Origin of the sequence: Streptomyces sp. JH002 (assembly GCF_050916115.1) — a bacterium.
GTDB lineage: Bacteria > Actinomycetota > Actinomycetes > Streptomycetales > Streptomycetaceae > Streptomyces > Streptomyces xiamenensis.
Window position 1 is genome coordinate 2,218,230 of the sequence record NZ_CP087989.1, and the last position, 25,709, is coordinate 2,243,938.

Here is a 25,709-nt window from a genome sequence, read left to right on the forward strand (position 1 = left end):
CGGGCGAGGAACTGGCGTGCGAAGTGGGGATGTTGTGCGGTGGAGCGGTCGTGGGGGTCGATCCTACGTTTGACGCCGGGGGGTGCATCAAGAGGCTCTGGGTTGCTGCGGCACCGGGTGCGCGTCCCGCAACGGGGCGGGGAGCACCGCGGTCCGGTCCCAGTCGTGGGGCAGCGCGGGGTTCCGCCAGCGCGGATCCGGGCGCCAGGACTCCCAGTTCTCACTGAACGGCCGCCCCCAGGTCCCGATCACACGCGTCGCCGCCTGGCCGGCCGCACGGATCCGCTCCGCCTGACCGGCGTCGAGCAGTCCCGCCTGCTGCGCCTGGGCGAATTCGTCCTCGTCCCGCCACTCCCAGCTGCGGTCGGGATAGACCGCGATATCGAGAAAGTGATCCTCCGAATCGACCCCGCCCGACCAGCGGTGCAGGGGCTCTTCAAGATTGACGTACCAGTTCTTGAAGCGCCACCCCCGATCCCAGAAAAGCCACACGGACCAGGGCTCGCCGGGACGGGCCAGTTTGAGCACCCCGGTGCCCGACCAGCGGTCGCGCACCGTGATGCGCGGCTTGGTGTAGCGGGTCGCCAGCGGCTCCTGGTGGATCGGGGAGCCGTCGGCGAGCGCCGGGCGCACGCATTCGGTACCCGGTGCCACCCAGACGGCGAGCAGATCCGGCGCATCGCGGACCACGGTGACGGGGCGGCAGATGTGAATACCCGGCGCCGCGTTCGCCCGGTAACGCCACAGAATGTGTTCCCCTGGTCGCCAAGCGTGCACTGGTTCTGTCATCGGCACATGATATTCGGGGCGACCGGGACAAGGCGCCACCCTCAAGGATGAGTCATGCGCAGTACATCCAGCGCCTCGTCGAGCTGTGCGAGGGTCAGCTCACCGCGCTCCACGTAGCCGCCGTCCAGCACCGTCTCGCGGATGGTCTTGCGTTCGGCGAGCGCCCGCTTGGCGATCCGGGCGGCCTCCTCGTACCCGAGATAGCGGTTGAGGGGGGTCACGACGGACGGCGAGGACTCGGCGTACTCGCGGGCGCGTTCGGCGTTGGCGGTGATTCCGGCCACGGTGCGTTCGGCGAGCAGGGTGGAGGCGTTGGCCAGCAGCCGGATGGACTCCAGCAGATTCCTGGCCATCACGGGCAGCATCACGTTCAGCTCGAAGTTCCCCGCCGCGCCGGCCGCGGCGACGGCGGCGTCCGCACCGGTGACCTGGGCGCACACCATCAGCACGGCCTCCGGGATCACCGGGTTGACCTTGCCCGGCATGATCGAGGAACCCGGCTGCAGATCGGGAAGGTTGATCTCGGCGAGCCCGGCGCGCGGGCCCGACCCCATCCAGCGCAGGTCGTTGCAGATCTTGGTGAGCGAGACGGCGACGGTGCGCAGCTGGCCCGAGGTCTCCACCAGGCCGTCGCGGGCGCCCTGCGCCTCGAAGTGGTCCCGCGCCTCGGTCAGCGGCAGCCCGGTGGTACGGGCCACCTCCTCGATGACGGCCGCCGAGAAGCCGGCCGGAGTGTTGATCCCGGTGCCCACCGCCGTACCGCCCAGCGGCAGTTCGGCCAGCCGTGGCAGCGCGGAACGCAACCGCTCCTGGCCGTACCGGAGCTGCGCCGCGTACCCCCCGAACTCCTGCCCCAGGGTGACCGGGGTGGCGTCCATCAGATGGGTGCGCCCCGACTTCACCACCACGGCGAATTCCGCGCTCTTGTCCTCGAACGCGGCGGCCAGCACGCCCAGCGCCGGAATCAGCTCCTCCAGCACGGCGGCCGTGGCGGCGACATGGATCGAGGAGGGGAAGACATCGTTGGAGGACTGGCTGGCGTTCACGTGGTCATTGGGATGAACGGGCCGGCCGAGCCGCTCGGTGGCGAGCGTGGCGAGCACCTCGTTCATGTTCATGTTCGACGATGTGCCGGAGCCGGTCTGGAAGACATCCACCGGAAAATGGTCGTCCCACGTTCCGGCCGTCACCTCGTCGGCGGCGGCGGAGATCGCCGCACCGATGTCCGGATCCAGCACCCCGAGCCGTACGTTCACGGTGGCGGCCGCCGCCTTGATCCGGGCCAGCGCCGCGATGTGCCCCCGCTCCAGACGGTGCCCGGAGATCGGGAAGTTCTCCACCGCCCGCTGCGTCTGGGCCCGCCACTTCGCCCCGGCCGGGACCCGCACCTCCCCCATGGAATCGTGCTCGACCCGGAACTCACCACTGAAGTCGCTCATGCCCCCAAGCTAACGCGCTCAGCGGTAACCCCTGATGCGTCGGGCAGCCCCCGCATCGTGTCGCCAGGTCGACAGGGAGGGGACGGTACCGGGCGCGCGCCCGGTACCGTCCCGGCGCGGTCAGCCGCGCGGGCCGCCCACCGGGATGCTCGTGATGAACGGCTGGTCCGGGGTCGGGTCGGTGAAGAAGTCGTTGCCCTTGTCGTCCACCACGATGAACGCCGGGAAGTCCTCCACCTCGATCTTCCAGATCGCCTCCATGCCCAGCTCCGCGTACTCCAGGACCTCCACCGCCTTGATGCAGTCCTGCGCCAGACGCGCGGCCGGGCCGCCGATGGAGCCGAGGTAGAAACCGCCGTGCGCGGCACACGCCTTCGTCACCTGGGCCGAGCGGTTGCCCTTGGCCAGCATCACGTGGCTGCCGCCCGCCGCCTGGAACTGCGCCACGTAGGAGTCCATGCGGCCGGCCGTGGTCGGACCGAAGGAGCCCGAGGCGTACCCCTCGGGGGTCTTGGCCGGGCCCGCGTAGTACACGGCGTGGTCGCGCAGATACTGCGGCATCTCCTCGCCCGCGTCCAGCCGCTCCTTGATCTTGGCATGCGCGATGTCCCGTGCCACCACCAGCGGCCCGGTCAGCGACAGGCGGGTCTTCACCGGGTGCTTGCTGAGTTCGGCGCGGATCTCGTCCATCGGCCGGGTGAGGTCGATCCGAACCACCTCGTCCTCGGTGAGGTGCTCGTCCGTGGTCTCCGGCAGGAAGCGCGCCGGGTCGGTCTCCAACTGCTCCAGGAAGACGCCCTCGGCGGTGATCTTGGCCTTGGCCTGGCGGTCGGCGGAGCAGGAGACCGCGATGGCCACCGGGAGGGAGGCGCCGTGCCGGGGCAGCCGCACCACGCGCACGTCGTGGCAGAAGTACTTGCCGCCGAACTGCGCCCCGATGCCGATCTTCTGGGTCAGCTCGAAGACCTTCTCCTCCAGGTCACGGTCGCGGAAGCCGTGGCCGGTGGGCGAGCCCTCGGCCGGCAGCTCGTCCAGGTAGTGCGCGGAGGCGTACTTGGCGGTCTTCAGCGCGTACTCGGCGGAGGTGCCGCCGACCACGATGGCCAGGTGGTACGGGGGGCAGGCGGCGGTGCCCAGGGAGTGGATCTTCTCCTCCAGGAACTTCATCATCGATGCCTCGTTCAGCACCGCCTTGGTCTCCTGGTAGAGGAACGACTTGTTCGCCGAGCCGCCGCCCTTGGCCATGAACAGGAACTTGTACGCGTCGCCGTCCTCCGCGTACAGCTCGATCTGGGCCGGCAGGTTGGAGCCGGTGTTCTTCTCGTCCCACATGGTCAGCGGCGCCATCTGGGAGTAGCGCAGGTTCAGCTTGGTGTAGGCGTCGAAGATGCCCCGGGAGAGCGCGCGGGCGTCCTCGCCCTCGGTGAGGACCTGCTGGCCGCGCTTGCCCATGACGATCGCGGTGCCGGTGTCCTGGCACATGGGCAGCACGCCGGCGGCGGCGATGTTGGCGTTCTTCAGCAGGTCGAGCGCCACGAAGCGGTCGTTCGGGGAGGCCTCGGGGTCCTCCAGGATCTTCCGCAGCTGGGCCAGGTGCTCCGGGCGCAGATAGTGCGAGATGTCGTGCATGGCCTCGGCGGCGAGCCGCCGCAGCGCCTCCGGCTCGACCTGGAGGAAGGTGCGCCCACCGGCCTCGAAGGTGCTGACCCCCTCGGCGGTGACCAGACGGTACGGGGTGTCGTCCGCGCCGACCGGGAGCAGGTCGGTGTATTGGAACGCGGGACTGGCAGACATCGTCATCTCCACAGGGCCGGGGCGGTACAGCTTTTCCAGGGTACGGGGCCCGGTTCTCACTCCAGGGGGATGGGTCGTCCTGCCAGGGCCTTGCGGGCCCGGCGGGTGCGGCGGGAGCCGTAGCGGCCCTCCAGGTCCCGGGCGATGGCGGTGGTGGTGTGGTGGCCGATGAGGCCGAGCTGCACGCAGGCGCGTTCGGTCGGCCAGCCGTCGGGGCCGTAGTACTCGGCGAGGCGGGGTATGAGGGCGGCCCACAGTTCCGCGGCGGCGGCCGAGTTGCCGGTCTGCTGGGCGGCCTGGGCCTCGCGGGTGCGGGCGCGCAGCTCGTCGGCGGGGCGGGGCGGGGAGGCGTCCGGCTGCGGCTCCGGCACGTCCTCGCGCGGGGAGGGCGCGGGCGGGGCGTCCTGGACGGAGGGGGCGGGCGGGGTGGACGGGGTGGGCGGCGCGGTGGCGGGTGCGTCCCGGTCGTACCCGGTGGGCACCCGGTCGGTGGGCCCGGAGGGGGCCGGTGCGGGCGGGGTGAGCCGGACGGTGTGCGGGGTGCTCACCCGCGGGTCGGGCTTCGGCTCGGGGGTCCTCTGGGGGCGGGCCAGCTCGCGCAGCCGGTCGCGTACGGCGGCGGCGCCCTCGGGGCGGTCGGCCGGGTCCTTGGCCAGCAGGGCGAGCACCAGCGCGTCGACGTCCGCCGGCAGCCCGGGGCGCAGTTCGCCGGGCCGCTGCGGGGGCGCCTCGTTGACCTGCCGGTACATCACCTGCATCACGGTGCCGCCGGGCGGGAAGACGGTGCGCCCGGTGAGCATGGTGAACAGCACGCAGCCCAGCGCGTACACGTCGGTGGCGGCGGTGATCTCGGCGCCGGTGCACTGTTCGGGGGCCATGTAGTCGGGGGTGCCGATGGCGGTGCCGGTGGCGGTGAGGGAGGTGCGCCGGCCCTCGTCGATGCCCTCGGCGAGGTGGGCGATGCCGAAGTCCAGCAGCTTGACCCGCTGGTGGGTGATCATCACGTTGGCCGGCTTGAGGTCGCGGTGCACGATGCCGACGCCCGGGGCGTGCGCTGCCGAGAGCGCGTCGGCGATCTGCGCGCCCCATTCCAGGGCCAGCTCCAGCGGCAGCGGGCCGTTCGCCAGCGTGCGGTCCAGGGACTCCCCCGGGACCAGTTCCATCACCAGCATGACGGCGGAGCCGCCCTCGAACTCGCCGGTGAGCATGTCGTGCACGGTGACGATGTGCGGGTGGGCGAGCCGGGCGATGGCCATCGCCTCCCGCTCCAGGCGGCGCACCAGCGCGCTGTCCGCGCCGTCGGTAGCGGTCTTGATGGCGACATCGCGCCGCAGCCGCTCGTCGTGAGCCTGCCACACCTGGCCCATGCCGCCCTCGCCGAGCTTGCGCACCAGCCGGTACCGGCCGTCCAGAAGATCCCCGACCGCCATACGGTTCCCGTCCCCCGTCCGTGCCCTGCTGTCAGTTGGCGGGCATAGCATTCCACAGGACATCGCGGACAGGGGGACGGGGATGAGGACCACCGCCGGGCGCAGAGCGCGGCTCGCGGGCCTGCTGGGCGTGCTGATGCTGTTCGGGTTGCTCACCGCGCCGCCGGCCAGGGCGGCGGGGCAGCTGGAGGAGGCCATCGCGGCGCTCGCGGACGGCGAGACGGTGTGGGTGGCCGAGGACTACCAGGGCGCCGATCCGCAGCTGGTCGAGCTGTTGCGGGCCCGCTACGAGCGGGCGGAAACCACGTTCCGGATCGCCTTCGTGACCGAGGAGATCGGCGAGGACGGGGCGGCGGCGCAGCAGTTGGCGGCGGCGATCGGCGAGCCGGGCGTGTACATGGTGCACAGCGAGACGCGGAGCGCCACCAGCGACAGCCCGAACCGCAGTGAGCAGCGCACCACGGTGGGCATCTCCCTGGGCGAGTGGGATCTGTTCGACGAGGAGATGGCCCGGGTCGGGATCGGCAAGGGGAATGTGCTGCTGACCCTGCCCGACGCGCTGGACGACGACGTGTCGCCCGGGGTGCACGCACTGGCGGACGGCGACACGCGGTTCTTCGTGGACCCGGCGGTGACCGAGGCGTTCCCCTCGCTGGACGAGGCGATGCTGGAGTCGGTGTTCGCCGGGGTGCCTCAGCTGAGGGTGGCCCTGGTGTCGGGGGTCAGCGGGCGGACCGAGGACACCATGGCGGCCCTGGCCGAGGATCTGCCGGACGACGGGGCTGCGCTGTTGCTCCAGTGGCAGGACGAGGACTTCTCCGCGGTGATGGCCACCGGTTCCGGCGTGCCGTACACGATCAGCGATCTGGTGAGCGTCGTGGGATCGAGTGCCATCACCTCGGTCCCGGTGGCGGAGATGCCGGGGCGGCTGGCGCTGCTGGCCTCGGTGCTGTCGGACACCGACCTGCTGACGGAGGCGGCCGGCGTGCTCGGGGAGCAGGCGCTGTACGTGCATCCGGGGATCCCCGGCTTCGACGCGGAGGCGGAGTACGCGGCGGCGCTGTCCGGGGCGGGCACCCCGGTCCGGGTGGCGTTCCTGCCGGAGAGCGTTCTGGAACTGCAACTCGGCGAGGACACGCCGTGGTCCGGGGACGACGCCGAGCCGGCGGGGATGCTGGCCGGGCAGGTCGACTGGGCGGACGCCCCGGATCAGCGGATGGTGGTGTACCGGGTCGACACGTACAACGGGGGACGCGTCTCGGCCGTGTCGGTGTCCGGTGACGACGGCCTCGCCCAGCGGGCGTGGGGGACCCAGCAGTCCGGGGAAGGGTTCGTGGCGGCCTCGCTGGACGCCCTGCTGGAACTGGTCGGCGCTCCGGCGGCCGCCGTGCCCGGGGCGGACGAGGCCGATGAGGGGGCGGCCGCCGGGACCGGCGAGGGGGGCGGCTGGAGCCCGACCACCTGGGTGGTGCTGGCCGTCGTCGCGCTGAGCGTGCTGTCCACGGCCAACCTGCTGGTGCGGGTGCTGTTCCCGCGCCGCCGCCGGATACGCGCCGCGGCGGCACGCGCCAGGAAGCTCGCCCGGATGACACCGCAGCAACTGGCGAGGGAGCGGGAGCGGGCGGAGATCCCCGCGCGCGCGGCGCGGAACGATCTGGAGCGGCTGGACGAGGTGCTGGCCGGGCTGCCGATGCCGCGTACCTCACCGCGGCAGGTGCGGGTGCTGCAGCGCATCCGCGCCGATCACGAACGGCTGCTCCAGGCCCACGCGGACGCGGTGACCTGGGACGACGTCGCGGCGATACGGGAACGGGCGCGGCGGCTGAACGCGGCCGTCGAGCTGTGGCGCCAGATGGAGTCCCGGGCACCGGCGGCCCACTGAGCGGCGCGGGCGTCGGGCGTCAGTCCGCCAGCGGTTCGGGCCACGCGTGGGCCGGGAGCAGGTCGCGCAGCGGGGCCGAGCGGCCGGGGCCGAGGATGACCCGGGTGTCGATGTTGGCGGGGTCGATCTGCCGGATGAACTCGCGGCAGCGCCCGCACGGGGGCAGCACGTGCGGGCGGCCGGTGGTCTCGTCGCGCCACACGGCGACGATGTCGGCGATGCGGTACTCACCGGCCGTCACCATGGCGGCGATGGCGGCGTGTTCGGCGCAGAAGCCGGTGCCGCACGGGGTGTCGACGCACACACCCCGGTGGTGCGCTCCGGTGTCGGTGACCAGCACGCTGGCCACATTGCCGAAGAGCCGGTCCCCCGCCCGGTGCGGGCGCAGGGCGGCCAGGGCCTCGTCGATCAGCTCGCGGTGCATGGCCGGCACCGTACCGGCGGTACGGGCCGGGCCACCACGCGTTTTCGGTGTGCTCGCACGCGTGGTGGCCCGGTCCCGGCGCGGGGTTCAGCCGGTCACTCGGTCCGGAGCCCCTCGGGCCGCATCAGCCGCCACAGCAGCGGCATGCTGGCCAGGGTGACCACGGCGATCACCACGAGTCCGGCCGCCGCCATGGGCAGGAAGCCGAACCAGTCGGTGACCCGCAGGCCCACCATCCGCATCAGGACGAAGCCCAGGACCGTCCCGGCGACGACGGCCACGGTCAGGCCCAGGGCCACCGGGACGGCGGTCTGCCACAGCACGGAGGCGCTCAGCGTGGTGCGTTTGGTGCCGAAGGCCACCAGGGAGGCCAGCAGCCGCTTGCGCTCGCGCAGTTGTTCCAGCTGGGAGACGATCATGCTGGCCCCGATCAGGGCGAGCACGGCGATCGAGCCGATGAGCAGCCCGCGCTGGATGGAGGCGAACTCGTCGGAGGTCCACACGGACTGGATCTCCCACAGCGCGGGCCGCTCGGGCATCCCGAACAGGACGGTGCGCAGCCGCTCGACGGTGTCGACCCGGTCGTCCGGGTCCACGTTGATCAGTACTTCGGTGAAGCCGCCGCCGAAGCGTGAGCCGTCCAGCGCGCCGGGGGTGGCCAGGATGCCGTGGGCCCAGCGGCCGAGCGGGTCGGCGACGGAATCGACGCGGAGGGCGTCGTCCGGGACGGTCCACAGGTCGGGCCCGGCCCGGTCCGGGTCCCAGGCCGCGCCCTCGGCGTCGACGCTCACGTCGACGGTGTCGCCGGGGCCGGGCAGCGGGAAGGTCCCCTCCCCCGAGTCGTCGGGGTCGGCGGCGAGGAAGACGTCGCCGTTGGCGCAGTCGGGGAGGTCGGCCATCTTCCGCAGGGTGGTGCAGTCGGCGATGTACACGCCGGGGGCCACCAGTTCGCCGGGCAGTTGGCGGTCCTCGGGCCGGACCGCGTAGCCGGAGTAGCTGCCGAAGACGTCCAGCACGCCCTGGGCGCCGGAGAGTTCGCCGAGCATCCGGGTGCTGCTCTCGGCGGTCATGCCGGAGGAGACGACCTGGATCTGGGCCTCGTCGGTGTCGTAACCGGTCGGGCTGCTCTCCTCGGCCTGTACGCCGCCGAACAGCATCTGCAGGGCGATGGCCCCGGCGACGGCGACGGTGATGCCGCTGACCGCGCGGGAGGCGGAGCCGCTGCCCAGCTGGAGTCGGCGGACTGCCAGTTGCCAGGAGACGGGGCCGCCCCGGAAGGCGGCGACGCCGCGTTCCACGAGCCACGGCAGGAAGGCGGTGGCGCCGACCAGGATCAGCACGATGCCGGCGCCGGCCTGGAGTTCGCGGGCCCCGCCGCTGCCGGCGGAGTAGGCGCCGGCCAGCGGGAGCAGCAGCATCAGGCCCAGTGCGGCCGGCACCAGCCGCCACCACAGCCGCCGGGGGCGGTCGGCCGACTCCCGGACGACGCCCAGGGGTTCGATGGCGACGCCGCGCAGTGCGAACAGCGTGACCACGACGGCGGACAGCGGCACGGCGGCCAGGATGAGGACGGCCAGCGGCGCGCTGGGCACGAAGTCGGCGGGGAAGGCGCTCGTCCCGGCGAGGGTGATGTGAGAGGCGGCCTGGCGCAGCAGCAGGAAGAACAGCAGGCCGACCGCGAGGCCGAGCAGGGCACCGGCCAGCGCCTCCCCCGCGGCGATGCGGCGGGTGCCGGAGCGGTCGGCGCCGACCAGGCGCAGGGCGGCCAGGCGCTGGTCGCGGCGTTCGCCGCCGAACCGTACGGCGGTGGCGATGAAAACGGCCACCGGCATGAGCAGCACCACACAGATCACCAGGATGAGCAGGATCAGCATGGGGCTCAGGGCTGCGGGCGGGTAGCTGGCGCCGAAGGTGTCGGTGCGGTTGTGGTGCGGCGTGCCGTCGGCGGCGGCGCCGGTGAGCGTGTCGGTGCCCATGTAGAAGACGAGTTCGGCCGGGCCCCGCAGTCCGGCGTCGCCGATGGTGCCGGTGATCTCGTATCCGGCGAGCCGTTCCCGCAGGACCTCGTGGTCCGAGGAGTCCAGGAGGCGCTTCAGGGCCGGGGAGACCACCATCTCGCCGGGGGCCGGGAAGGCGTCGAGTCCCGGGGGCGGGGTGGCCGTGGTGGCCTCGCCCGCGTCGGGCTGCAGAAGCATGCCGGTGACCTGCGCCCCGTGGTAGACGGTGGGGATGCTCTCGTAGCGCAGGGTGTCGGGCCCCGGCGCCAGGTCCTCGTACCAGATCGGTACGCGGGCGTCGGCGCGGGCGTCCACGTTCTGGAACACGCTGGGCGCGGAGGCGGCGAACAGCAGCAGGGCGACGCCGAGGCCGACGCCTATGGCGGTGAGGGTGGTGCGGGCCCAGCCGGGCCGGCCGCCGGCGACGGCGAACCGGACGCCCATGAGCAGATCCCGTGTCCACACGGAGACCGGCGTTGTCATGCCGCCCCCGCCATGTCGCGCGCCTTGCCGTCACGGACGACGACCTCGCGGTCGGAGAAGGCGGCGACCCGTGATTCGTGGGTGACCAGGACGATGGCGGCGGCCGACTCCTGGGCGGCCTCGACGAGCAGTTGCATGACGCGTTCGCCGTTGAGGGAGTCGAGGGCGCCGGTGGGCTCGTCGGCGAAGACCACCCGCGGGTTGTTGACGAGGGCGCGGGCGACGGCGACGCGCTGGCCCTGGCCGCCGGAGACCTGCCCGGGGCGGTGGTGACGTACGTCGTCCACCTCCAGGCGGGCGAGCCATTCGGTGGCGCGGGCCTCGGCCTCCTTGCGCTTGGTGCCGGTGAGGCGCAGCGGGAGGGCGACGTTCTCGACGCAGGACAGTTCGGGGACGAGCTGACCGAACTGGAAGACGAAGCCGAAGTCGGCGCGGCGCAGGGCGCTGCGTTCGGCGTCCGAGAGGCCGGCCAGGTCGCGGCCCTGGTAGCGGACGGTGCCCTGATCGGGCGGGACCAGGCCGGCCAGGCAGTGCAGCAGGGTGGACTTGCCGGATCCGGAGGGGCCCATGACGGCGACGACTTCGCCGGCGTTGATGGAGAAGTCGGCGCCGGCGAGGGCGGGGGTGCTGGCGTAGGACTTGTGCAGGTCGTTCGCGGTGAGCAGGGCTGTCACGGGTGGATCTCCTTGGCGAGCCGTTCCAGGCGCGCGGCGGCCATTTCGAGCCAGCGCAGATCGGCTTCGAGGTGGAACAGGGCGTGGTCGCAGATGAGCTGGTCGGCGAGGTCGCCGCTGCTCTTGCGCCGGGTGAGCTGCCGCATCAGCCGCAGGTGTTCGGCTCGCTGGGTATCCAGGATCCGGTTGGCGTCGCGCCGGGTGAGCAGGGCGAGGACGACCTTGGTGTAGAGCGTGGACTGGAGGTAGGGCTCGGGCTTCTCGGGGGTGCCGAGCCAGGCGTCGACATCGGTGATGCCGGCGTCGGTGATGGCGTAGCGCTTGCGCTCGGGTCCGCCGCCCGCCTCGATGCCGTCGACCTCGACCAGGCCGTTCTTCAGCAGCCGGGACATCGTGGAGTAGACCTGCCCGTAGTGCAGCGGGCGGTCCTGGCCGAAGTGATCGTCGAAGGTGCGCTTGAGGTCGTAGCCGTGTCGGGGACCGGCTTCCAGGAGCGCGAGCAGGGTGTGACCGATGGACATGGCCGTCACTATACACACCACGTATAAACCGTGTGTATACCCAGACTGCATAGCCCTTGACCTGCATAAATGATCAAGGGCTCCGCGCAGCGCCAACCCCGAACGGACTAAGCGCTGTTGACTTCCCCCGCGATGCGGTCCCCGATGGCGGCGTCGACGCTGCGCCAGTAGTCCAGCGCCCGGCGCAGCACCGGCGGGCTCACGTCCACCTTCAGATGGCCGGCCACATTGCTCACCAGACGTGTCCTGGCCGCGTCGTCCAGCACGGTGCGCACCATCGTCCCGGCCTGCCCGAAGTCGTCGTCCTCGGCGTGCAGCGTGTACGCGGCCCGCACCATCTCGCCCGCCGTCCGCCAGCCGGCCGGCTCCCCGTACCGGGCGGTGTCGGCGGCCGGACCGCCGTAGGAGTTCGGCGCGTACGGTGCCGCCGTCCTGGCCGGCTCGTAGCGCATCGGGCCGTCCTTGGCGTACGAGCGCACCGGGACGACCGGACGGTTCGGCGGCAGCTGGGCGTAGTTGGGGCCGATGCGGTAGCGGTGGGTGTCCGGGTAGGAGAACAGCCGGCCCAGCAGCATCTTGTCCGGCGAGGGCCCGATCCCCGGCACCAGCGAGGACGGCTCGAAGGCGGCCTGCTCGATGTGGATGAAGTAGTCCTCCGGGTTCTCCTCCAGCCGCATCCGGCCCACCTCGATCAGCGGGTAGTCGCCGTGCGGCCACACCTTGGTGAGGTCGAAGGGGTTGAAGCGGTAGTCGGGCGCGTCCTCGAACGGCATCGCCTGCACGTACATCGTCCAGGTCGGCGCCTCGCCGCGGTCGATCGCCGTGTACAGGTCGCGGCGGTGGGCGTCCGCGTCCTGGCCGGCCAGCTCGTCCGCCTCGCTCTGGGTGAGGAAGTCGATGCCCTGGTCCGTCTTCAGGTGGTACTTCACCCAGTGCCGCTCGCCGGCCGCGTTCACCCACAGGTAGGTGTGGGAGCCGTACCCGTTCATGTGCCGCCAGGTGCGCGGGATGCCCCGGTCGCCCATCAGCCACGTGACCATGTGCGCCGACTCCGGCGACAGGGTCCAGAAGTCCCACTGCATGTCGTGGTCGCGCAATCCGCTGCCCGGGTGACGCTTCTGCGAGCGGATGAAGTCCTGGAACTTCTGCGGGTCGCGGACGAAGAACACCGGTGTGTTGTTCCCGACCAGGTCGTAGTTCCCCTCCTGGGTGTAGAACTTCAGCGCGAAGCCGCGCGGGTCCCGCCAGCTGTCCGGGCTGCCCTGCTCCCCCGCCACCGTCGAGAACCGCGCCAGCATCCGGGTGCGCCGCCCCGGCTGGAACAGGTCGGCCCGGGTCAGCTCGCTCACGTTCCCGGTGACGGTAAAGGTGCCGTACGCGCCGCCGCCCTTGGCGTGCACCACCCGTTCCGGCACCCGCTCCCGGTTGAACTGCGCCATCTTCTCGATCAGATAGTGGTCCTGGAGCAGGACGGGACCGTCCGGCGAGACCGTCAGCGAGTGCTCGTCGCTCTCCACCGGTACGCCGGCGTTGTTGGTGGTGTGGTCCATGGCGAAGCCTCCTCCCGACTGCGGGTCCCCACCAGCGAATCGCGGTCCCGTCGCATCGGCAACCGATTGGACTCCGTCAAGACCTGTAGTTTGTTCAACGCGGAATCAAGCAACTCGGCCCATTACCGCTGCGTCTGTCCCACTGGCGCGTGGACACGGGGAGTCACGCCATAGGGAGCGGTCGGAGACAGACAATGCAGCACACCTCGGGGGACGGCGACGACGGGGGCACCCCGCAGCCCGCCCCCCCGGCGAACCCGGCCACCTCTCCCGCCCCTCCCGCACCCCCGGCCACCGCGGCCGAACGCGCCGGCGCCGCGCTGCGCACCGCCACCCGCCGCACCACGGACCTGGCCCGCGCCTACGCCCGCAAGCCGTACTGGGACCGGCCCAGCTCCGAATGGCTGATGCGCCGCTGGCCCGACCTCACCGCCTGCCTGGTCGCCACCTTCTTCTTCTGGCTCTCCCTCACCCCCTCCCTGGTGCCGCGCCCCTGGTACTACCAGGGCGCCATCGGCGGCATCACCGCCGCCATCGGCTACGGCCTGGGCTCCACCGTCTCCTCGCTCTACCGGCTGCTGCCCTGGCAGCCCAGCCCCCGCCTCCGTGCCCGCGCCTGGCTGGGGTACGAACTGCTGCTCCCGTTCGCGGTCGCGATCATGCTCGGCCGCAGCGCCGACATGCAGCGCGAACTGCGCCGGCTCCAGGAGCTGCCGCCCACCCTGACCTGGCACTCCCTCATGATCGCGCTGATCTCGCTCGGTGTGCTGGTGCTCTTCGTGGCCGTCGCCCGCGCCATCCGGCTGCTGACCCGCCTGATCACCCGCTGGCTCAACCGCTTCGTGCCCTGGCCGCTGGCCGTCGCCCTCGGCCTGGCCCTCACCAGCCTCATCGTGGTGTACGGCACCCGCGACGTGGTGTGGGACCGCGGCGTCCTCACCATCGCCGACCGGCTCTCCGCCGCCAAGGACCGCAGCACCGACGACGGCGTGATGCGCCCGTACTCCCCCATGGTCTCCGGCAGCCCCGACTCGCTGATCTCCTGGGAGGACCTCGGCAACAAGGGCCGCACCTTCACCGGAACGGTGCTGTCCACCGAGGAGATCACCCAGTTCACCGGGCGCCCCGCCCAGCCGCCCGTCCGGGTGTACGTGGGCCGCGCCGCCTACGGCGCGTACCCGGACGGCGCCGCGCTGGCCGTGCGGGAACTGGAGCGCACCGGGGCCTTCGACCGCGAGGTGCTCGCCATCGCCGGCACCACCGGCACCGGCTGGATCAACCCCACCACGGTGGAGGCGCTGGAGTTCATGCACGGCGGCGACACCGCGGTCGTCACCATGCAGTACTCCTACCTCCCCAGCTGGGCCTCGTTCGTGGTGGACCGCGAGGAGGCCGGCAACGCCACCCGCGAACTGGTGGACGCCGTGTGGGAGCACTGGTCACAGCTGCCCGAGGACACCCGCCCCAAGCTCGTCGTCTTCGGCGAGTCCCTCGCCGTCACCGCCATCGAGGACGCCTTCGACGGCCTGGAGGATCTGCTCGCCCGCACCGACGGCGCGCTGCTGGTCGGCCCGCCCGACTTCTCCCCGCTCCACAGCGAACTCACCGCCGGCCGCGACCCCGGCAGCCCCGTGTGGCGCCCGGTGTACGACGGCGGGAAGCACGTACGGTTCGCCCAGTTCCCCGAGCGGGACCTGCTGCTGGAACCGGGCCCCTGGGAGGAGCCCCGGGTGATCTACCTCCAGAACGCCTCCGACCCGGTCGTGTGGTGGTCACCCGATCTGCTCTTCCAGCGGCCCGAATGGATGAACGAGCCGCTGGGCCCGGACGTCACCTCGCAGATCGACTGGTTCCCGTTCGTCACCTTCTGGCAGACGACGGTCGACATGGCCGTCTCGTACGGGTCACCCGCGCCGCACGGCCACCGCTACGGCTCCAACCCGGTCGACGCCTGGGCGTACATCGCGCCCTCGGAGGGGTGGAGCCAGCCGCTGACGGACGCCCTGAGCGTGCTGCTCGAAGCGCGTCACCCACCCCAGCACGGCTGGGCCGGGTAGCGGGTCTCCCCGGCGCGCCCGCGGTCGGCCCCGGCACCCGGGCCGGGGCCCTGGGGGGTCAACGCCGCACGGTGCCGCTCACTCCCACCGGAGCTGGGCGACCACCGGCAGATGGTCACTGCCGACGGCGGGCAGCGTGTGCACCCGGGAGACCGTCGCCGAGCGCGCCATGACCTGGTCGATCCTGGCCACGGGGAAGGACGCGGGGAAGCTGAAGGCGAAACCGCTCTCCGGAACGTTCAGCTGGGACGTCAGCGGCGCCAGACCACGGTCCTCGACGGTGCCGTTGAGGTCGCCCAGCAGGACCACCCGGCCCTGTTCCTCGGCGGCGATGGCCCGCGCCAGCCGTTCGGCGCTCTCGTCACGCCGTGCGGACGCGAACCCGCCGCCCCCCAGGCGCACCGACGGCAGATGCGCGGCATACGCCGCGAACTCGCCCTGCGGCGCGTGGACCACCGTCCGCATCCCCCGGCTCCAGTACTCCTCGATGTCCCGGGGCTTGATGTCCACGACCCGGGTGTCGCTCAGCGGGTGGACGGACCAGATCCCCACGGTGCCCCGGACCTCGTGGTACGGATACCGCGCGGCCAGCTCCTCCTGATAGACGGGCAACGCCGAGGGCAACAGCTCCTGGAGCGCGATGAGCTCGGGCCCCGCGGCTACCAGGGCGCGGGCGCTGCCCGCCGGGTCCTCGTTCTCGTCGCTCACGTTGTGCTGCACCACGACGAGATCGACGTCACCGGCCTGCGCCGACCGGACCAGCCCGCCGAAGAGAGAGGCCCAGGCGAGCACCGGCAGCAGCACGGCGATCAGCGCGGTGGCCGAACGCCGCAGCACCGCGAGACCGAACAGCACCACGATCACCAGGCCGAGCCAGGGCAGGAAGGACTCCAGCAGACTGCCGAGACGGCCCGGTGTGTTGGGGACGGCGCCGGGGAACGCCAACAGTCCGCCCGTCAGCACCGCCAGCGCCGCGAGCACCCGCCCCCGGCCCCACACCGACCGGCCCCGGGCGTCCTCGCCCAGCCACCACGTCAGCGGGCGCCAGGTCTTCTTCGCCGTCGGCGCAGCCGCCCCGGTCTCCTCCGGCACGGTCATCCCTTCGTCCGGCCCCGCGCGTGGGTCCGGCACCACCGCACGGGTGCCTTCCACCGGCCGCGGCCGCCCGCCACGGCGGGCGGGGCTGCGCCCGGTGACGCGCTGAGCGTGCTTGATCATCGGTTCTGTGGTGGAGCGGGCAGAGGTGATCCCCCTCCCGACCTGCCGTGGGGGCAGGCCGACGCGATGCTGCCCGGCCCGGGCCGGGCAGCACGGAGACAGATCCGGGACCGCTCCCCCGCCCTTCGGCGGGGAAGCGGGTGATCCACCCATCCGGGACAGACGGGCCCTCGCACCCCGTCCCGGGTCGCTCTCGGGTCAGTCCCGGGGCCGGTCGCCGTCGCGTCCGGTGCCCCCGGGCTCGTCCTCCGGAGCGCTCACCGGTGGAGCCGGCCGCACCGGCGCCAGCGGCGCTATGGTCGCCCCCGACGGACCGTTCCGCAGATCGGCCTCCGCCTGGTAGGCGCGCAGATAGCCGACCACCGTGTTGGCCACCGCGACCAGCGGCACGGCCACCACCGCGCCCGGGATACCGGCCAGCAGCGTGCCCGCGGTCACCGCGAGCACCACGGCCAGCGGGTGCACCTTCACCAGCCGGCCCAGGATGAACGGCTGGAGGATGTGCCCCTCGACCTGCTGCACCAGCAGCACCACGCACAGCACCATCAGCGCCGTGAACAGGCCGTTGGTCACCAGCGCCACCACCACGGCCAGCGCGCCCGAGGCGATGGCACCGACCAGCGGCACGAACGCCGACAGGAACACGATGACGGCCAGCGGCACCGCCATCGGCACCTCCAGCACGAACAGCCCGATGCCGATGCCCAGCGCGTCGATCAGCGCCACCAGCACCGTGCCGCGCACATAGCCGGTGAGCGTGATCCACGCCCGCGGCCCGGCGCCCGCCACGCCCTCGCGCGCCTGGGCCGGCACCAGCTTCAGGAACCAGTACCACACCCCGCGTCCGTCGTAGAGCAGGAACAGCGTCACGAACAGCGCCACACCGGCGCCGGACAGGAACTGGGTGAGGTAGTTGATGCCCTCCAGACCGGCCGAGGTCAGCTCGTCACTGTGATCGGTGATCCAGCTGTTGAGATTGTCGACGGTCTCGTTGATGTTCTCCTCGGTCACCCCGAACGGCAGCTGCAGCACCCAGTCGCGCAGCTGGTCGATACCGTCCTGGACCTGCTCCACCAGCCGGTCGGTGTTCTCGATGACCTGCCAGACCACGAACCAGCCGACGCCGCCCATCACCATGAAGCCACCGATGGAGACGATCGCGGTGGCCAGCCCCCGCCCCACCCCGAGCCTCTTCAGCCGCCCCACGAACGGCTGGAGCAGCGCGGTGACCAGCAGCCCCGCGGCGAACGCGATCACCAGCAGGCTGATCGCCGACACCACCTGGATCAGCACCCACACCACGGCCGCCAGCACCAGCATCCGCCAGCCGGCCGCGGCCGCGACCCGGACACCCCACGGGATCGCCTCGTCGGGCGCCGGACGCTCGGGGGTGGCGGGCGGCTGCGCGCCACCCGTCCCGGCTCCCCCGCCGTCGCCACCCGCGCTCGCCCCCGCGCCGCCCGCGCCGCTCCCGGCGGGGGCGCCGCCCTCACCGGCCGGCGGGACCTCGACGAGCCCCGGCACATCCGGGGCCACGGTCCGCCGGACCCGCGCCTCCAGATGTTCGTACCCACCCCCGCCGTCCTCGGCGCCCCCCGCGACCCGCTCCTCCGCCTCCCGCTCCCGGCGCTGAATCTCGCGCTCCGCGGCGGCCCGATAGGCCGACACGCGCGAGTTCAGCCGCGCCAGGCCGGTCTTGAACCGGCTCACTCCAGACATCCCGTTTCCCTCTTCCCCCAGTTTTCGCACCGCGGTCCGCGCCCTGACGTTACCCTGCGCGCCCGCCGGAAGGAGGGTCCCCTCACGAAAGCGGAAATCCCCGCACCGAAGCCGGTGCGGGGATCCCGTGAACGCTGTTCGCCGGGGACTGACGGAAGGGTCAGTACCAGTGATTGACCTGCCAGAACTCCCATGCGCCACACGGGCTGCCGTAGCGCTCGTTCATGTAGTTCAGACCCCAGCGGATCTGGGTGGCGGGGTTGGTCTGCCAGTCGGCGCCGGCCGAGGCCATCTTCGTACCCGGCAGCGCCTGCATCAGGCCGTACGCGCCGGAGGACGGGTTGGTGGCGGTGTGGTTCCAGCCGCTCTCGCGCTCCACGATCGTGGAGAAGCACTGGAACTGGTCGGCGGCCACGATGTCCCGGGCGATCGCCTGGATCTCCGCCTTGCTGTACGAGGACTGGATGGGCGCGGAAGCCCGTGAGGCGGACCGGCTGGCGGCCTCCGCCGCCTCGCGCTGGCGCTCTTCCTCCGCCTCGCGCTCCGCCTGCTCCCTGGCCTCCTGCTCGGCACGCTCGCGCCGCTCCTGGGCATCCGAGGCGGCCTGCACCCGGGCGGCCTCCTCGGCCGCCTTACGGGTCTGGACGTCGGCGACATCCGCCTGCGACTCCGCCTGCTGGACCAGCGACGCGGTGTGCAGCTGGGCATTCGGGGCAGCGGGTATGTCCGCCAGCAGCGTCGCGTCGGCGGCGGCGAACTCGATGTCGCTGACGCCGCCCTGCTCGTCTCCCGAGGCAACACCGACGGCAGCACCGACGGTGGTGACCGCGGTAGCAGACGCCACGGCGAATCCCCGGACCGAAATCCGGCTCACACGGTTTCCTTCCACCATCGCCCGCGTGGGTGACCCCCACGGGCGCAATCGTGCCCCTGACACGGGCCTTCACCGCTGAACGGACCAGCGGGTCACAGAAGGCACGGGCCCGGCGGAACCCCTGCCCTTGCTGGCACGGGACCCCGCGTGGTGCTGCGGGCGGCATACGGCTGACGGCTGTTCAGTTGTCAAACTCTGTACTGCGCCGCTCCGATGGCGGTGCGGCAGTGCCGTATGCGGGGCCTGACAGACGCACACACTGCCGGAAACGGGGAGCGGTAAGCAATTCAGCTCGATGTGGGAAAGGTCACACGCACTCCAGCCGAACGGGGGCTTGCGTTCCGCCCGGCGGCCGGTGAACAACAGCGGCCGCACGGACGGAACACACAGCGTGGCCGGGGGCTAAACCCGCCCCTCCTCCAGCATTTCGGTCACCAGCGCGGCGATCGGGGAGCGCTCGGAGCGTGTCAGGGTGACGTGCGCGAACAGCGGGTGCCCCTTGAGCTTCTCCACCACCGCCACCACACCGTCGTACCGTCCCACCCGCAGGTTGTCACGCTGCGCCACGTCGTGGGTGAGCACCACCCGGGAGTCCTGACCGATCCGGGAGAGCACCGTCAGCAGCACATTGCGCTCCAGCGACTGGGCCTCGTCGACGATGACGAACGCGTCGTGCAGCGAACGGCCCCTGATGTGGGTGAGCGGCAGCACCTCCAGCATCCCGCGCGCCACCACCTCCTCGATGACCTCACGGGTCGTCACCGCCGAGAGGGTGTCGAAGACGGCCTGCGCCCAGGGGTTCATCTTCTCGGCCTCGGTGCCCGGCAGGTAGCCGAGATCCTGCCCGCCCACCGCGTACAGCGGCCGGAACACCATCACCTTGCGGTGCTGGCGGCGCTCCAGGACCGCCTCCAGACCCGCGCACAGCGCCAGCGCCGACTTGCCGGTGCCGGCCCGGCCGCCCATCGACACGATGCCGACGTCCGGATCGAGCAGCAGATCCAGGGCGACCCGCTGCTCGGCGCTGCGGCCGTGGATACCGAACGCCTCCCGGTCCCCGCGCACCAGCTTCACCCGGCCCTCGGGCGCCACCCGGCCCAGCGCCCGGCCGCGCTCGGAGGAGATCACCAGACCGGTGTGCACCGGCAGCTCGGCGGCCTGCGGATCGAACACGCTCTCGGAGGCGAACAGTTCGTCCACGCTCTCGCCGGGCATCGTGATGTCCATCATCCCGGTCCAGCCGGAATCGGTGATGGCCAGTTCCGCGCGGTACTCCTCGGCGGCCAGACCGACCGAGGACGCCTTGATGCGCAGCGGCAGGTCCTTGGAGACCACCGTCACATCGTGGCCCTCCGCCTGGAGATTGCGGGCGACGGCCAGGATGCGGGTGTCGTTGTCCAGCAACTGCCCGCGGCCGGTCAGCATGGCCGGCGGCAGAATGGCCGGATCCGAGTGGTTCAGCTCCACCCGCAGGGTACCGCCGAGGTCACCGATGGGCAGGGGATGGTCGAGACGGCCGTACCGCACCCGGTACTCGTCCAGCCGACGCAGCACCTGGCGGGCGAAGTACCCCAGCTCCGGGTGGTGGCGCTTGGCCTCCAGTTCGGTGATGACGACCACCGGGAGCACCACTTCGTGCTCGTCGAAACGGGTCATCGCTGATGGGTCGGCCAGGAGGACACTGGTGTCGAGGACGTACATGCGCCGCTCGCTGAGGCGCTTCTTGCTGGTCACCACGTGTGGACGAACCCCCTCGGGAGAGGTGTGGAAGACGCGGCGCCGCTGGTACGTGCGACGCCGGGCGTCTGCTGGCCGGCTGACGGCCCGTGGCCTCCATGGGAGCCATGCACGCACGGGCCGGGCACCGGCCCTGGTCCATGTCCGTGGTACGCAAACGGGCCTCCCGGCGGACGGGGCTGACGCCCGGTCCGCGATGAATATGCCCGCTGCCTCCGCATCTCATGCGGACAACCCCTCGGACGGCACCACCCCATGCCCGCTCGGCGGACATGGGGTGGTGAACGAAGGTACGAGAGGGTAATACCGGATGAACCGCCCGGATCAGACGCCGTAGCGGCGGTGCCGGGCGGCGTAGTCGCGCAGCGCCCGCAGGAAGTCGACCTTGCGGAAGGCCGGCCAGTACGCCTCGCAGAAGAAGTACTCCGAATGGGCCGACTGCCAGAGCATGAAGCCGGAGAGCCGCTGCTCGCCGCTGGTACGGATGACGAGGTCGGGGTCGGGCTGACCGCGGGTGTACAGATGTTCGGAGATGTCCTCGACGCCCAGCGACTCGGCGACCTGGGCCAGGTCCTGGCCCTCCGCGGCCCGCTTGGCCAGCAGCGAACGGACCGCGTCGGTGATCTCCTGCCGGCCGCCGTAGCCGACGGCCACGTTGACCAGTATTCCCTCGCGCTTTCCGGCCAGCTCCTCGGCCTCCTGGAGCACGCTGCGGGTGCGCTCGGGCAGCACGTCCAGGGCACCGACGTGGTGCACCCGCCAGCGCCCGTCGGCGGCCAGGTCACGCACCGCGCCCTCGACCACGGTCAGCAGCGGGTCGAGCTGGTCGGCGGGGCGGGCGAGGTTGTCGGTGGACAGCATCCACAGGGTGACCACCTCGACATCGGTCTCGGCGCACCAGCCCAGGAGCTCCTGGATCTTGGCGGCGCCCGCCTCGTGCCCCTCCTTGGTGGTGCCGCCGGCGGCCTTGGCCCAGCGGCGGTTGCCGTCCAGGATGACGCCGATGTGCTTGGGCACGCCCTCCGCGTTGCCGAGCTTGCCCTCCACCCGGTGGGCGTACAGCCGTACGAACCCGCGGCGGATCTTGTTCCGGACCCTGCCGAAGATCCCTCCTCGGTCCTGTTCCTGCATTGCCACGCCGCATCCCCTCGCACACCCTGCCCCGTCGGAACCAGCACTGTAGGACAGCTCGGCGCCGGAACAGAAAGCGGGCCGGTCCGTGGGGGGGATACGGACCGGCCCGAGGGGGGGTATTCCACCGTAACGCATGGAAGAGGCCGCTGTGTGCCAGTGGGCCGGATTCAGGCGTGGCGCGGGGATCCGTCCCGGCTCTGCGGACCGGCGGGCCGGGTGAGGTCAGGCGGCGGCGAGGGCGCCCAGGAGGAGGGCGACGAGGGCGCCCAGGGCCATGAAGGGCCCGAAGGGAAGGGCGGTCTTGCGGGTGGCCCGGCGGGCGACGATCAGGATCAGGCCGTACCCGGCGGCGCACAGGAAACCGGTGAAGGTGCCGAAGAAGATCACGTCCCAGCCGTACCAGCCCATGGCGACCCCGAGCGGAACGGCGAGCTTGACGTCGCCGAAGCCCATGCCGCGCGGATTGATCAGGAAGAGCACGAAGTAGACGGCGCCCAGGACGAGCCCGCCGAGCAGGGCACGGGGCCAACTGCCGGTGGCGGAGCCGGACAGCGCGGCCACGCCGAGGGCCACGGGCAGGGCGGCGGCCAGCGGGAGGGTGAGCGGGTCGGGCAGCCGCTGGACGGAGAGGTCGACGGCGGCCAGCAGCACGACGGCCGGCGCGGCGAGCAGCCAGACGACGAGCTCGGGGCGCGGCCCGGTGGCGGCGGCCAGGGCGGCGCAGACCAGCGCGGTCCAGACGGTGAGCGCCCCGGCGCCCGTGCCGTAGCGGCGGGTGGCGGGCGGGCAGTGCGGGCAGCGCGCGGTGCCGAGCCAGCCGCCCTGGGCGGCGGGCGGCAGGGGGTGGCCGGCCGGGCAGGCGGAGCGCCAGGGTTGCTCCGGCTCGACGGACAGCCGGTAGCGGGGCCGGGCGAGCAGGGGTCCGGTGAGGGCTCCGTACGCGGCGGCGGCGACGATCAACAGCGGGTGCACCCGGCTGAGCGTACGGGCCGGCCGCACGGAAGCGGCAGGGGTGCGGACGTACTGCGGGCCGGTCTGCCCGAGTGGGGGGAGGGCAGACCGGCCCGCTTGTATGGGGGGACCGGAGCGGGGGGGGTGGCTCACGGTCCGCCCCGCCAGACGTCGCCGGGGTGGGAGTGACGACGCTGGCAGTTATGGATGTCAGCGTGACTGACTGAGGGAACCCTACCGTACGGGTCACGGGACTGTGACCCCCTTCGCACAAGCCCTTCCGTCACACTACCCACGGTCATCCACTGGCCTCATTTCGCGGTCACGGGGGCGCAGGTGGGAGACACGCGCCGGGCGCGCGGGGCCCGGAACAGCCCGGCGGAGGGACACCCGTTCGAGGGGGCACGGCCGGCACGGTCCCCGGCCGGCGGAGCGGGGCGACTGGGGCCGGAAACCGGCGCCCACTACGATGCCTGCGGTACGCCGGTACACCGGTACGCCGTAACCGCCAGGGGGGAACCATGGCCGCGCACGACGAACACGCCCCACCCCAGCCCCAGTTCAGTCCGCTGGGACCCAACGATCCACGCGAGATGGCCGGTTACGAGCTGCGCGCCCGCATCGGATCGGGCGGCATGGGCAGCGTCTACCTCTCCTACACCCGGGGCGGACAGCCCATCGCGCTGAAGGTGGTACGCGGTGAGTTCGCCGAGGACCCCGACTTCCGCCGCCGCTTCGCCGCCGAGGTACGGGCCGCCCGCCGGGTACAGGGCCTCTACACCGTCCCCGTCCTGGACAGCAACACCGAGGGCGCCGCGCCCTGGCTGGCCACCGCCTACGTACCCGGCCTCTCGCTGGCCGAGGCGCTGCGGCGGCACGGCCCGCTGCCGCTGGAGACGGTGCTGCTGCTGGTCGCCGGGGTGGCGGAGGCGCTGACCTCCATCCACGCGGTGGGCGTGGTGCACCGCGACCTGAAACCGGGCAACGTGCTGCTGGCCACCGAGGGCCCGAAGGTGATCGACTTCGGCATCGCGCAGGCCGCCGACAGCACCGCCCTGACCGGCACCGACGTACGCGTCGGGACCCCGGCGTACATGGCCCCCGAACAGATCATGGGCAACCCGCCGGCCGGACCCGGCACCGATGTCTTCGCCCTCGGCATCATCGCCCACTTCGCCGCGACCGGCGGCCACCCCTTCGGGGAGGGCGGGGCGCACGGGCTGATGTACCGGATCGTGCAGGAGGACCCCTACCTGGCCCGCGCCCCCGAAGCCCTGCGGCCCATGATCGCGGCCTGCCTCGCCAAGAACCCGGCACAGCGGCCGGGACCGGCGCAGGTCGTGGAGATGTGCCGCTCCCTGTCCCCCGGCCAGACCCTGCAGCGGCGCGACAGCTGGCTCCCGGCGGGCCTGGCCACCCAGGTCTCGCAGCGCCACGGCACCCAGCCCCCCACCCCGCCGCCCCTCCCGGCCACGGCCCCGACGGTTCCGCCACCCCCGGCGGCGAAGCCCCGCCGCACGATGGCGATCGCGCTGGCCACGACGGCCGTCCTGGCGGCGGTCGCGGGTGGGGCGACGGCGGCCCTGCTGCTGACGGACGGGAACGACGACACTCCCCGGGCGGGCGGCCCGACGTCGCCGTCGGGGGAGGCTCCGGAGACGGAGACCGGGACGGACACCGACCCGGACACCCTCCCGGAATCGGGTGCGGGGGCAGGGCTGCCGGGAGGGCCGGAGGACCCGGGAAAGGAGATTCCGGAGCAGGACCCGGACGCGCCGTACTGGCTGATCGCCGACGATGTCAGTCTCACGATCAGGGCCCCGCTGTACCAGGAGGACATCACGGCGCACAACGGCCTGTGCTACGGGGCCAATGTCAGCCGGGTCAATCTGGAGGAGCTGACCGTCGACACCAAATCACCGATGGGCAGCATGGGCGATGTGCCGGAGAACTCGCACATCACCTACCAGTTCTGCGGCCAGCCCACGGCATTGAACGAAGGCATGAGCTTCGACACCGACACGTTCGTCGGTGCCGTCGACAAGCCCGGCCCGACTCCGCAGGAGTGCTACGAAGCGGCCCACCGGTCGGATGTCCCCAACCCCATCACCATCGAGGACATCCGGAGCGACAGCCTCCTCCGGGAGGACACCGGCATCTGCGTCGAGACCGCCAAGGGCACGCTCGTCCTGCTGTGGATCGACCGGGTCGAGCCCGCTCCGCAGAACCAGGATCTGCGGAACTACCTGATCACGGCCACCCAGTGGAAGCCCAACGACTGACCGCTCCGCGCCCGGCGGCTCAGTTGCCGCTGGGCCAGGAGATCTCCACCCGCCGGTTCTTCTGCCGACCTTCCTCGGTCTCGTTGTCGTACAGCGGATAGTCCTCGCTGTAGCCACGGACGTTGAAGGAGATGCCGGACGGGTCCGCGATGAGTTCCAGGAGCACCGTCTGGGTGTTCCGCGCGCGGTTGGCGGAGAGCGTCACGCCGTTCTCGTAGGAGCCCAGGTTGTCCGTGAAGCCGAAGACGTTCACCTGCTCGGGCTGGTACTCGTCGATCGCGGCGGCCACCTCGGCGAGGGCGGCGCGGGACTCCTCGCTTATCTCGTCGCTGTTCTTGCCGAAGACCACGTCGGTCTGGAGCGTGAACTTGTGCTGTCCGCCGGTGCGTTCCTCGCGCTGCTCGCCGCCGCCCGTACCCGGCGAGGGATCGGGTTCGGGGTCAGGGTCGGCGGGCGGATCCTCGTTGTTGCCGCCGCTGTTCGGCGGCGGGTCGGCGGCACTGCCCAGATCCTCGGTGATGAACTTGATGTCCAGTACCCGGGGTTCGGCCAGCGTCGCTCCATCACCCAGCATCAGACCGGGCGCGTTGGCGTCGATGTCCGGAACCGCCGGTGCCTCGTACCCGGGCGGCTGCTGGTAATCCTCCTCGGCGTCGTCCGCCAGCGCCGGCGTGCTCAGGCCCAGTACGGCGAGGGTGCCGACTGCGGCGACCAGGGAGACCCGGGCGGGTCCAAGCGGTCGATACGTCATCTG

The 25,709-nt window shown here is 72.0% G+C and carries 19 protein-coding genes; 3 read left to right on the forward strand and 16 right to left on the reverse strand.

The annotated features are described in order from the left end of the window. Positions 1 to 87: 87 nt before the first annotated feature. The 4 genes from fomD to H7827_RS09720 all read right to left on the reverse strand — a co-directional run bounded on the left by fomD (position 88) and on the right by H7827_RS09720 (position 5,452). Positions 88 to 789, reverse strand: coding sequence for a cytidylyl-2-hydroxypropylphosphonate hydrolase (fomD, locus tag H7827_RS09705; protein ID WP_386535095.1), 702 nt, complete (start codon positions 787 to 789; stop codon positions 88 to 90). 41 nt (positions 790 to 830) lie between these two features. After that, positions 831 to 2,228, reverse strand: coding sequence for a class II fumarate hydratase (locus H7827_RS09710; RefSeq protein WP_432744178.1), 1,398 nt, complete (start codon positions 2,226 to 2,228; stop codon positions 831 to 833). A 120-nt stretch (positions 2,229 to 2,348) separates the two neighbouring features. Then, positions 2,349 to 4,028, reverse strand: a complete 1,680-nt coding sequence (locus H7827_RS09715; RefSeq protein ID WP_432744180.1) for a fumarate hydratase — start codon at positions 4,026 to 4,028, stop codon at positions 2,349 to 2,351. Between the two features lie 50 nt (positions 4,029 to 4,078). After that, the gene (locus tag H7827_RS09720) at positions 4,079 to 5,452 is read right to left on the reverse strand and encodes a protein kinase domain-containing protein (RefSeq protein ID WP_432744182.1); all 1,374 of its coding nucleotides are present in this window, start codon (positions 5,450 to 5,452) and stop codon (positions 4,079 to 4,081) included. Between the two features lie 82 nt (positions 5,453 to 5,534). Between H7827_RS09720 and H7827_RS09725 the strand changes: the two genes are divergently transcribed. Further along, complete coding sequence (locus H7827_RS09725) at positions 5,535 to 7,334, forward strand: hypothetical protein (RefSeq protein WP_432744184.1); 1,800 nt, start codon at positions 5,535 to 5,537, stop codon at positions 7,332 to 7,334. Positions 7,335 to 7,353: 19 nt separating this feature from the next. Here the strand turns inward: H7827_RS09725 and H7827_RS09730 are convergent, their stop codons facing one another. From H7827_RS09730 to H7827_RS09750, 5 genes are all read right to left on the reverse strand, one after another. Next, on the reverse strand, positions 7,354 to 7,758 hold the full coding sequence (locus H7827_RS09730) for a cytidine deaminase family protein (protein ID WP_432744186.1): 405 nt from the start codon (positions 7,756 to 7,758) through the stop codon (positions 7,354 to 7,356). Positions 7,759 to 7,853: 95 nt separating this feature from the next. After that, entirely contained in the window at positions 7,854 to 10,238 is a 2,385-nt protein-coding gene (locus H7827_RS09735; protein WP_432744188.1) for an FtsX-like permease family protein, read from the reverse strand. Then, positions 10,235 to 10,912, reverse strand: a complete 678-nt coding sequence (locus tag H7827_RS09740) for an ABC transporter ATP-binding protein (RefSeq protein ID WP_432744190.1) — start codon at positions 10,910 to 10,912, stop codon at positions 10,235 to 10,237. Before H7827_RS09740 ends, H7827_RS09735 begins: the two co-directional genes overlap by 4 nt. Then, on the reverse strand, positions 10,909 to 11,433 hold the full coding sequence (locus tag H7827_RS09745; RefSeq protein ID WP_030728281.1) for a PadR family transcriptional regulator: 525 nt from the start codon (positions 11,431 to 11,433) through the stop codon (positions 10,909 to 10,911). Before H7827_RS09745 ends, H7827_RS09740 begins: the two co-directional genes overlap by 4 nt. Before the next feature lie 107 nt (positions 11,434 to 11,540). Beyond that, on the reverse strand, positions 11,541 to 12,983 hold the full coding sequence (locus tag H7827_RS09750) for a catalase (RefSeq protein ID WP_432744192.1): 1,443 nt from the start codon (positions 12,981 to 12,983) through the stop codon (positions 11,541 to 11,543). A 194-nt stretch (positions 12,984 to 13,177) separates the two neighbouring features. Here H7827_RS09750 and H7827_RS09755 point away from each other — a divergent pair, with 194 nt between their 5' ends. After that, entirely contained in the window at positions 13,178 to 15,040 is a 1,863-nt protein-coding gene (locus H7827_RS09755) for an alpha/beta hydrolase (protein WP_432744194.1), read from the forward strand. Positions 15,041 to 15,118: 78 nt separating this feature from the next. Here H7827_RS09755 and H7827_RS09760 read toward each other — a convergent pair whose 3' ends face one another. From H7827_RS09760 to H7827_RS09785, 6 genes are all read right to left on the reverse strand, one after another. Continuing rightward, complete coding sequence (locus H7827_RS09760) at positions 15,119 to 16,132, reverse strand: endonuclease/exonuclease/phosphatase family protein (protein ID WP_432747967.1); 1,014 nt, start codon at positions 16,130 to 16,132, stop codon at positions 15,119 to 15,121. A 324-nt stretch (positions 16,133 to 16,456) separates the two neighbouring features. After that, the gene (locus H7827_RS09765) at positions 16,457 to 17,977 is read right to left on the reverse strand and encodes an AI-2E family transporter (RefSeq protein ID WP_432744196.1); all 1,521 of its coding nucleotides are present in this window, start codon (positions 17,975 to 17,977) and stop codon (positions 16,457 to 16,459) included. A gap of 160 nt (positions 17,978 to 18,137) precedes the next feature. Further along, complete coding sequence (locus H7827_RS09770; RefSeq protein WP_432744198.1) at positions 18,138 to 18,851, reverse strand: transglycosylase SLT domain-containing protein; 714 nt, start codon at positions 18,849 to 18,851, stop codon at positions 18,138 to 18,140. Positions 18,852 to 19,253: 402 nt separating this feature from the next. Continuing rightward, the gene (locus H7827_RS09775; RefSeq protein ID WP_030728297.1) at positions 19,254 to 20,588 is read right to left on the reverse strand and encodes a PhoH family protein; all 1,335 of its coding nucleotides are present in this window, start codon (positions 20,586 to 20,588) and stop codon (positions 19,254 to 19,256) included. Between the two features lie 324 nt (positions 20,589 to 20,912). Further along, positions 20,913 to 21,719, reverse strand: a complete 807-nt coding sequence (locus H7827_RS09780) for an isoprenyl transferase (protein ID WP_432747968.1) — start codon at positions 21,717 to 21,719, stop codon at positions 20,913 to 20,915. A gap of 225 nt (positions 21,720 to 21,944) precedes the next feature. Then, on the reverse strand, positions 21,945 to 22,694 hold the full coding sequence (locus H7827_RS09785) for a prepilin peptidase (protein WP_432744200.1): 750 nt from the start codon (positions 22,692 to 22,694) through the stop codon (positions 21,945 to 21,947). 500 nt (positions 22,695 to 23,194) lie between these two features. On the opposite strand from H7827_RS09785, the gene H7827_RS09790 reads away from it, so the two are divergent. Then, positions 23,195 to 24,955: a serine/threonine-protein kinase gene (locus H7827_RS09790; protein WP_432744202.1), complete on the forward strand. Its 1,761-nt coding sequence runs from the start codon at positions 23,195 to 23,197 to the stop codon at positions 24,953 to 24,955. A 19-nt stretch (positions 24,956 to 24,974) separates the two neighbouring features. Here the strand turns inward: H7827_RS09790 and H7827_RS09795 are convergent, their stop codons facing one another. Beyond that, on the reverse strand, positions 24,975 to 25,706 hold the full coding sequence (locus H7827_RS09795; RefSeq protein ID WP_432744204.1) for an OmpA family protein: 732 nt from the start codon (positions 25,704 to 25,706) through the stop codon (positions 24,975 to 24,977). Between the last annotated feature and the right edge of the window lie 3 nt (positions 25,707 to 25,709).

Excerpts from the sequence above, each read along its gene's own strand:
- H7827_RS09725 (WP_432744184.1), top strand. The coding sequence starts at position 5,535 with ATGAGGACCACCGCCGGGCGCAGAGCGCGGCTCGCGGGCCTGCTGGGC.
- H7827_RS09710 (WP_432744178.1), bottom strand. The coding sequence starts at position 2,228 with ATGAGCGACTTCAGTGGTGAGTTCCGGGTCGAGCACGATTCCATGGGG.
- H7827_RS09780 (WP_432747968.1), bottom strand. The coding sequence starts at position 21,719 with ATGCAGGAACAGGACCGAGGAGGGATCTTCGGCAGGGTCCGGAACAAG.
- H7827_RS09765 (WP_432744196.1), bottom strand. The coding sequence starts at position 17,977 with ATGTCTGGAGTGAGCCGGTTCAAGACCGGCCTGGCGCGGCTGAACTCG.
- H7827_RS09790 (WP_432744202.1), top strand. The coding sequence starts at position 23,195 with ATGGCCGCGCACGACGAACACGCCCCACCCCAGCCCCAGTTCAGTCCG.
- fomD (WP_386535095.1), bottom strand. The coding sequence starts at position 789 with ATGACAGAACCAGTGCACGCTTGGCGACCAGGGGAACACATTCTGTGG.
- H7827_RS09735 (WP_432744188.1), bottom strand. The coding sequence starts at position 10,238 with ATGACAACGCCGGTCTCCGTGTGGACACGGGATCTGCTCATGGGCGTC.
- H7827_RS09795 (WP_432744204.1), bottom strand. The coding sequence starts at position 25,706 with ATGACGTATCGACCGCTTGGACCCGCCCGGGTCTCCCTGGTCGCCGCA.
- H7827_RS09720 (WP_432744182.1), bottom strand. The coding sequence starts at position 5,452 with ATGGCGGTCGGGGATCTTCTGGACGGCCGGTACCGGCTGGTGCGCAAG.
- H7827_RS09745 (WP_030728281.1), bottom strand. The coding sequence starts at position 11,433 with ATGTCCATCGGTCACACCCTGCTCGCGCTCCTGGAAGCCGGTCCCCGA.
- H7827_RS09715 (WP_432744180.1), bottom strand. The coding sequence starts at position 4,028 with ATGACGATGTCTGCCAGTCCCGCGTTCCAATACACCGACCTGCTCCCG.
- H7827_RS09755 (WP_432744194.1), top strand. The coding sequence starts at position 13,178 with ATGCAGCACACCTCGGGGGACGGCGACGACGGGGGCACCCCGCAGCCC.
- H7827_RS09730 (WP_432744186.1), bottom strand. The coding sequence starts at position 7,758 with ATGCACCGCGAGCTGATCGACGAGGCCCTGGCCGCCCTGCGCCCGCAC.
- H7827_RS09750 (WP_432744192.1), bottom strand. The coding sequence starts at position 12,983 with ATGGACCACACCACCAACAACGCCGGCGTACCGGTGGAGAGCGACGAG.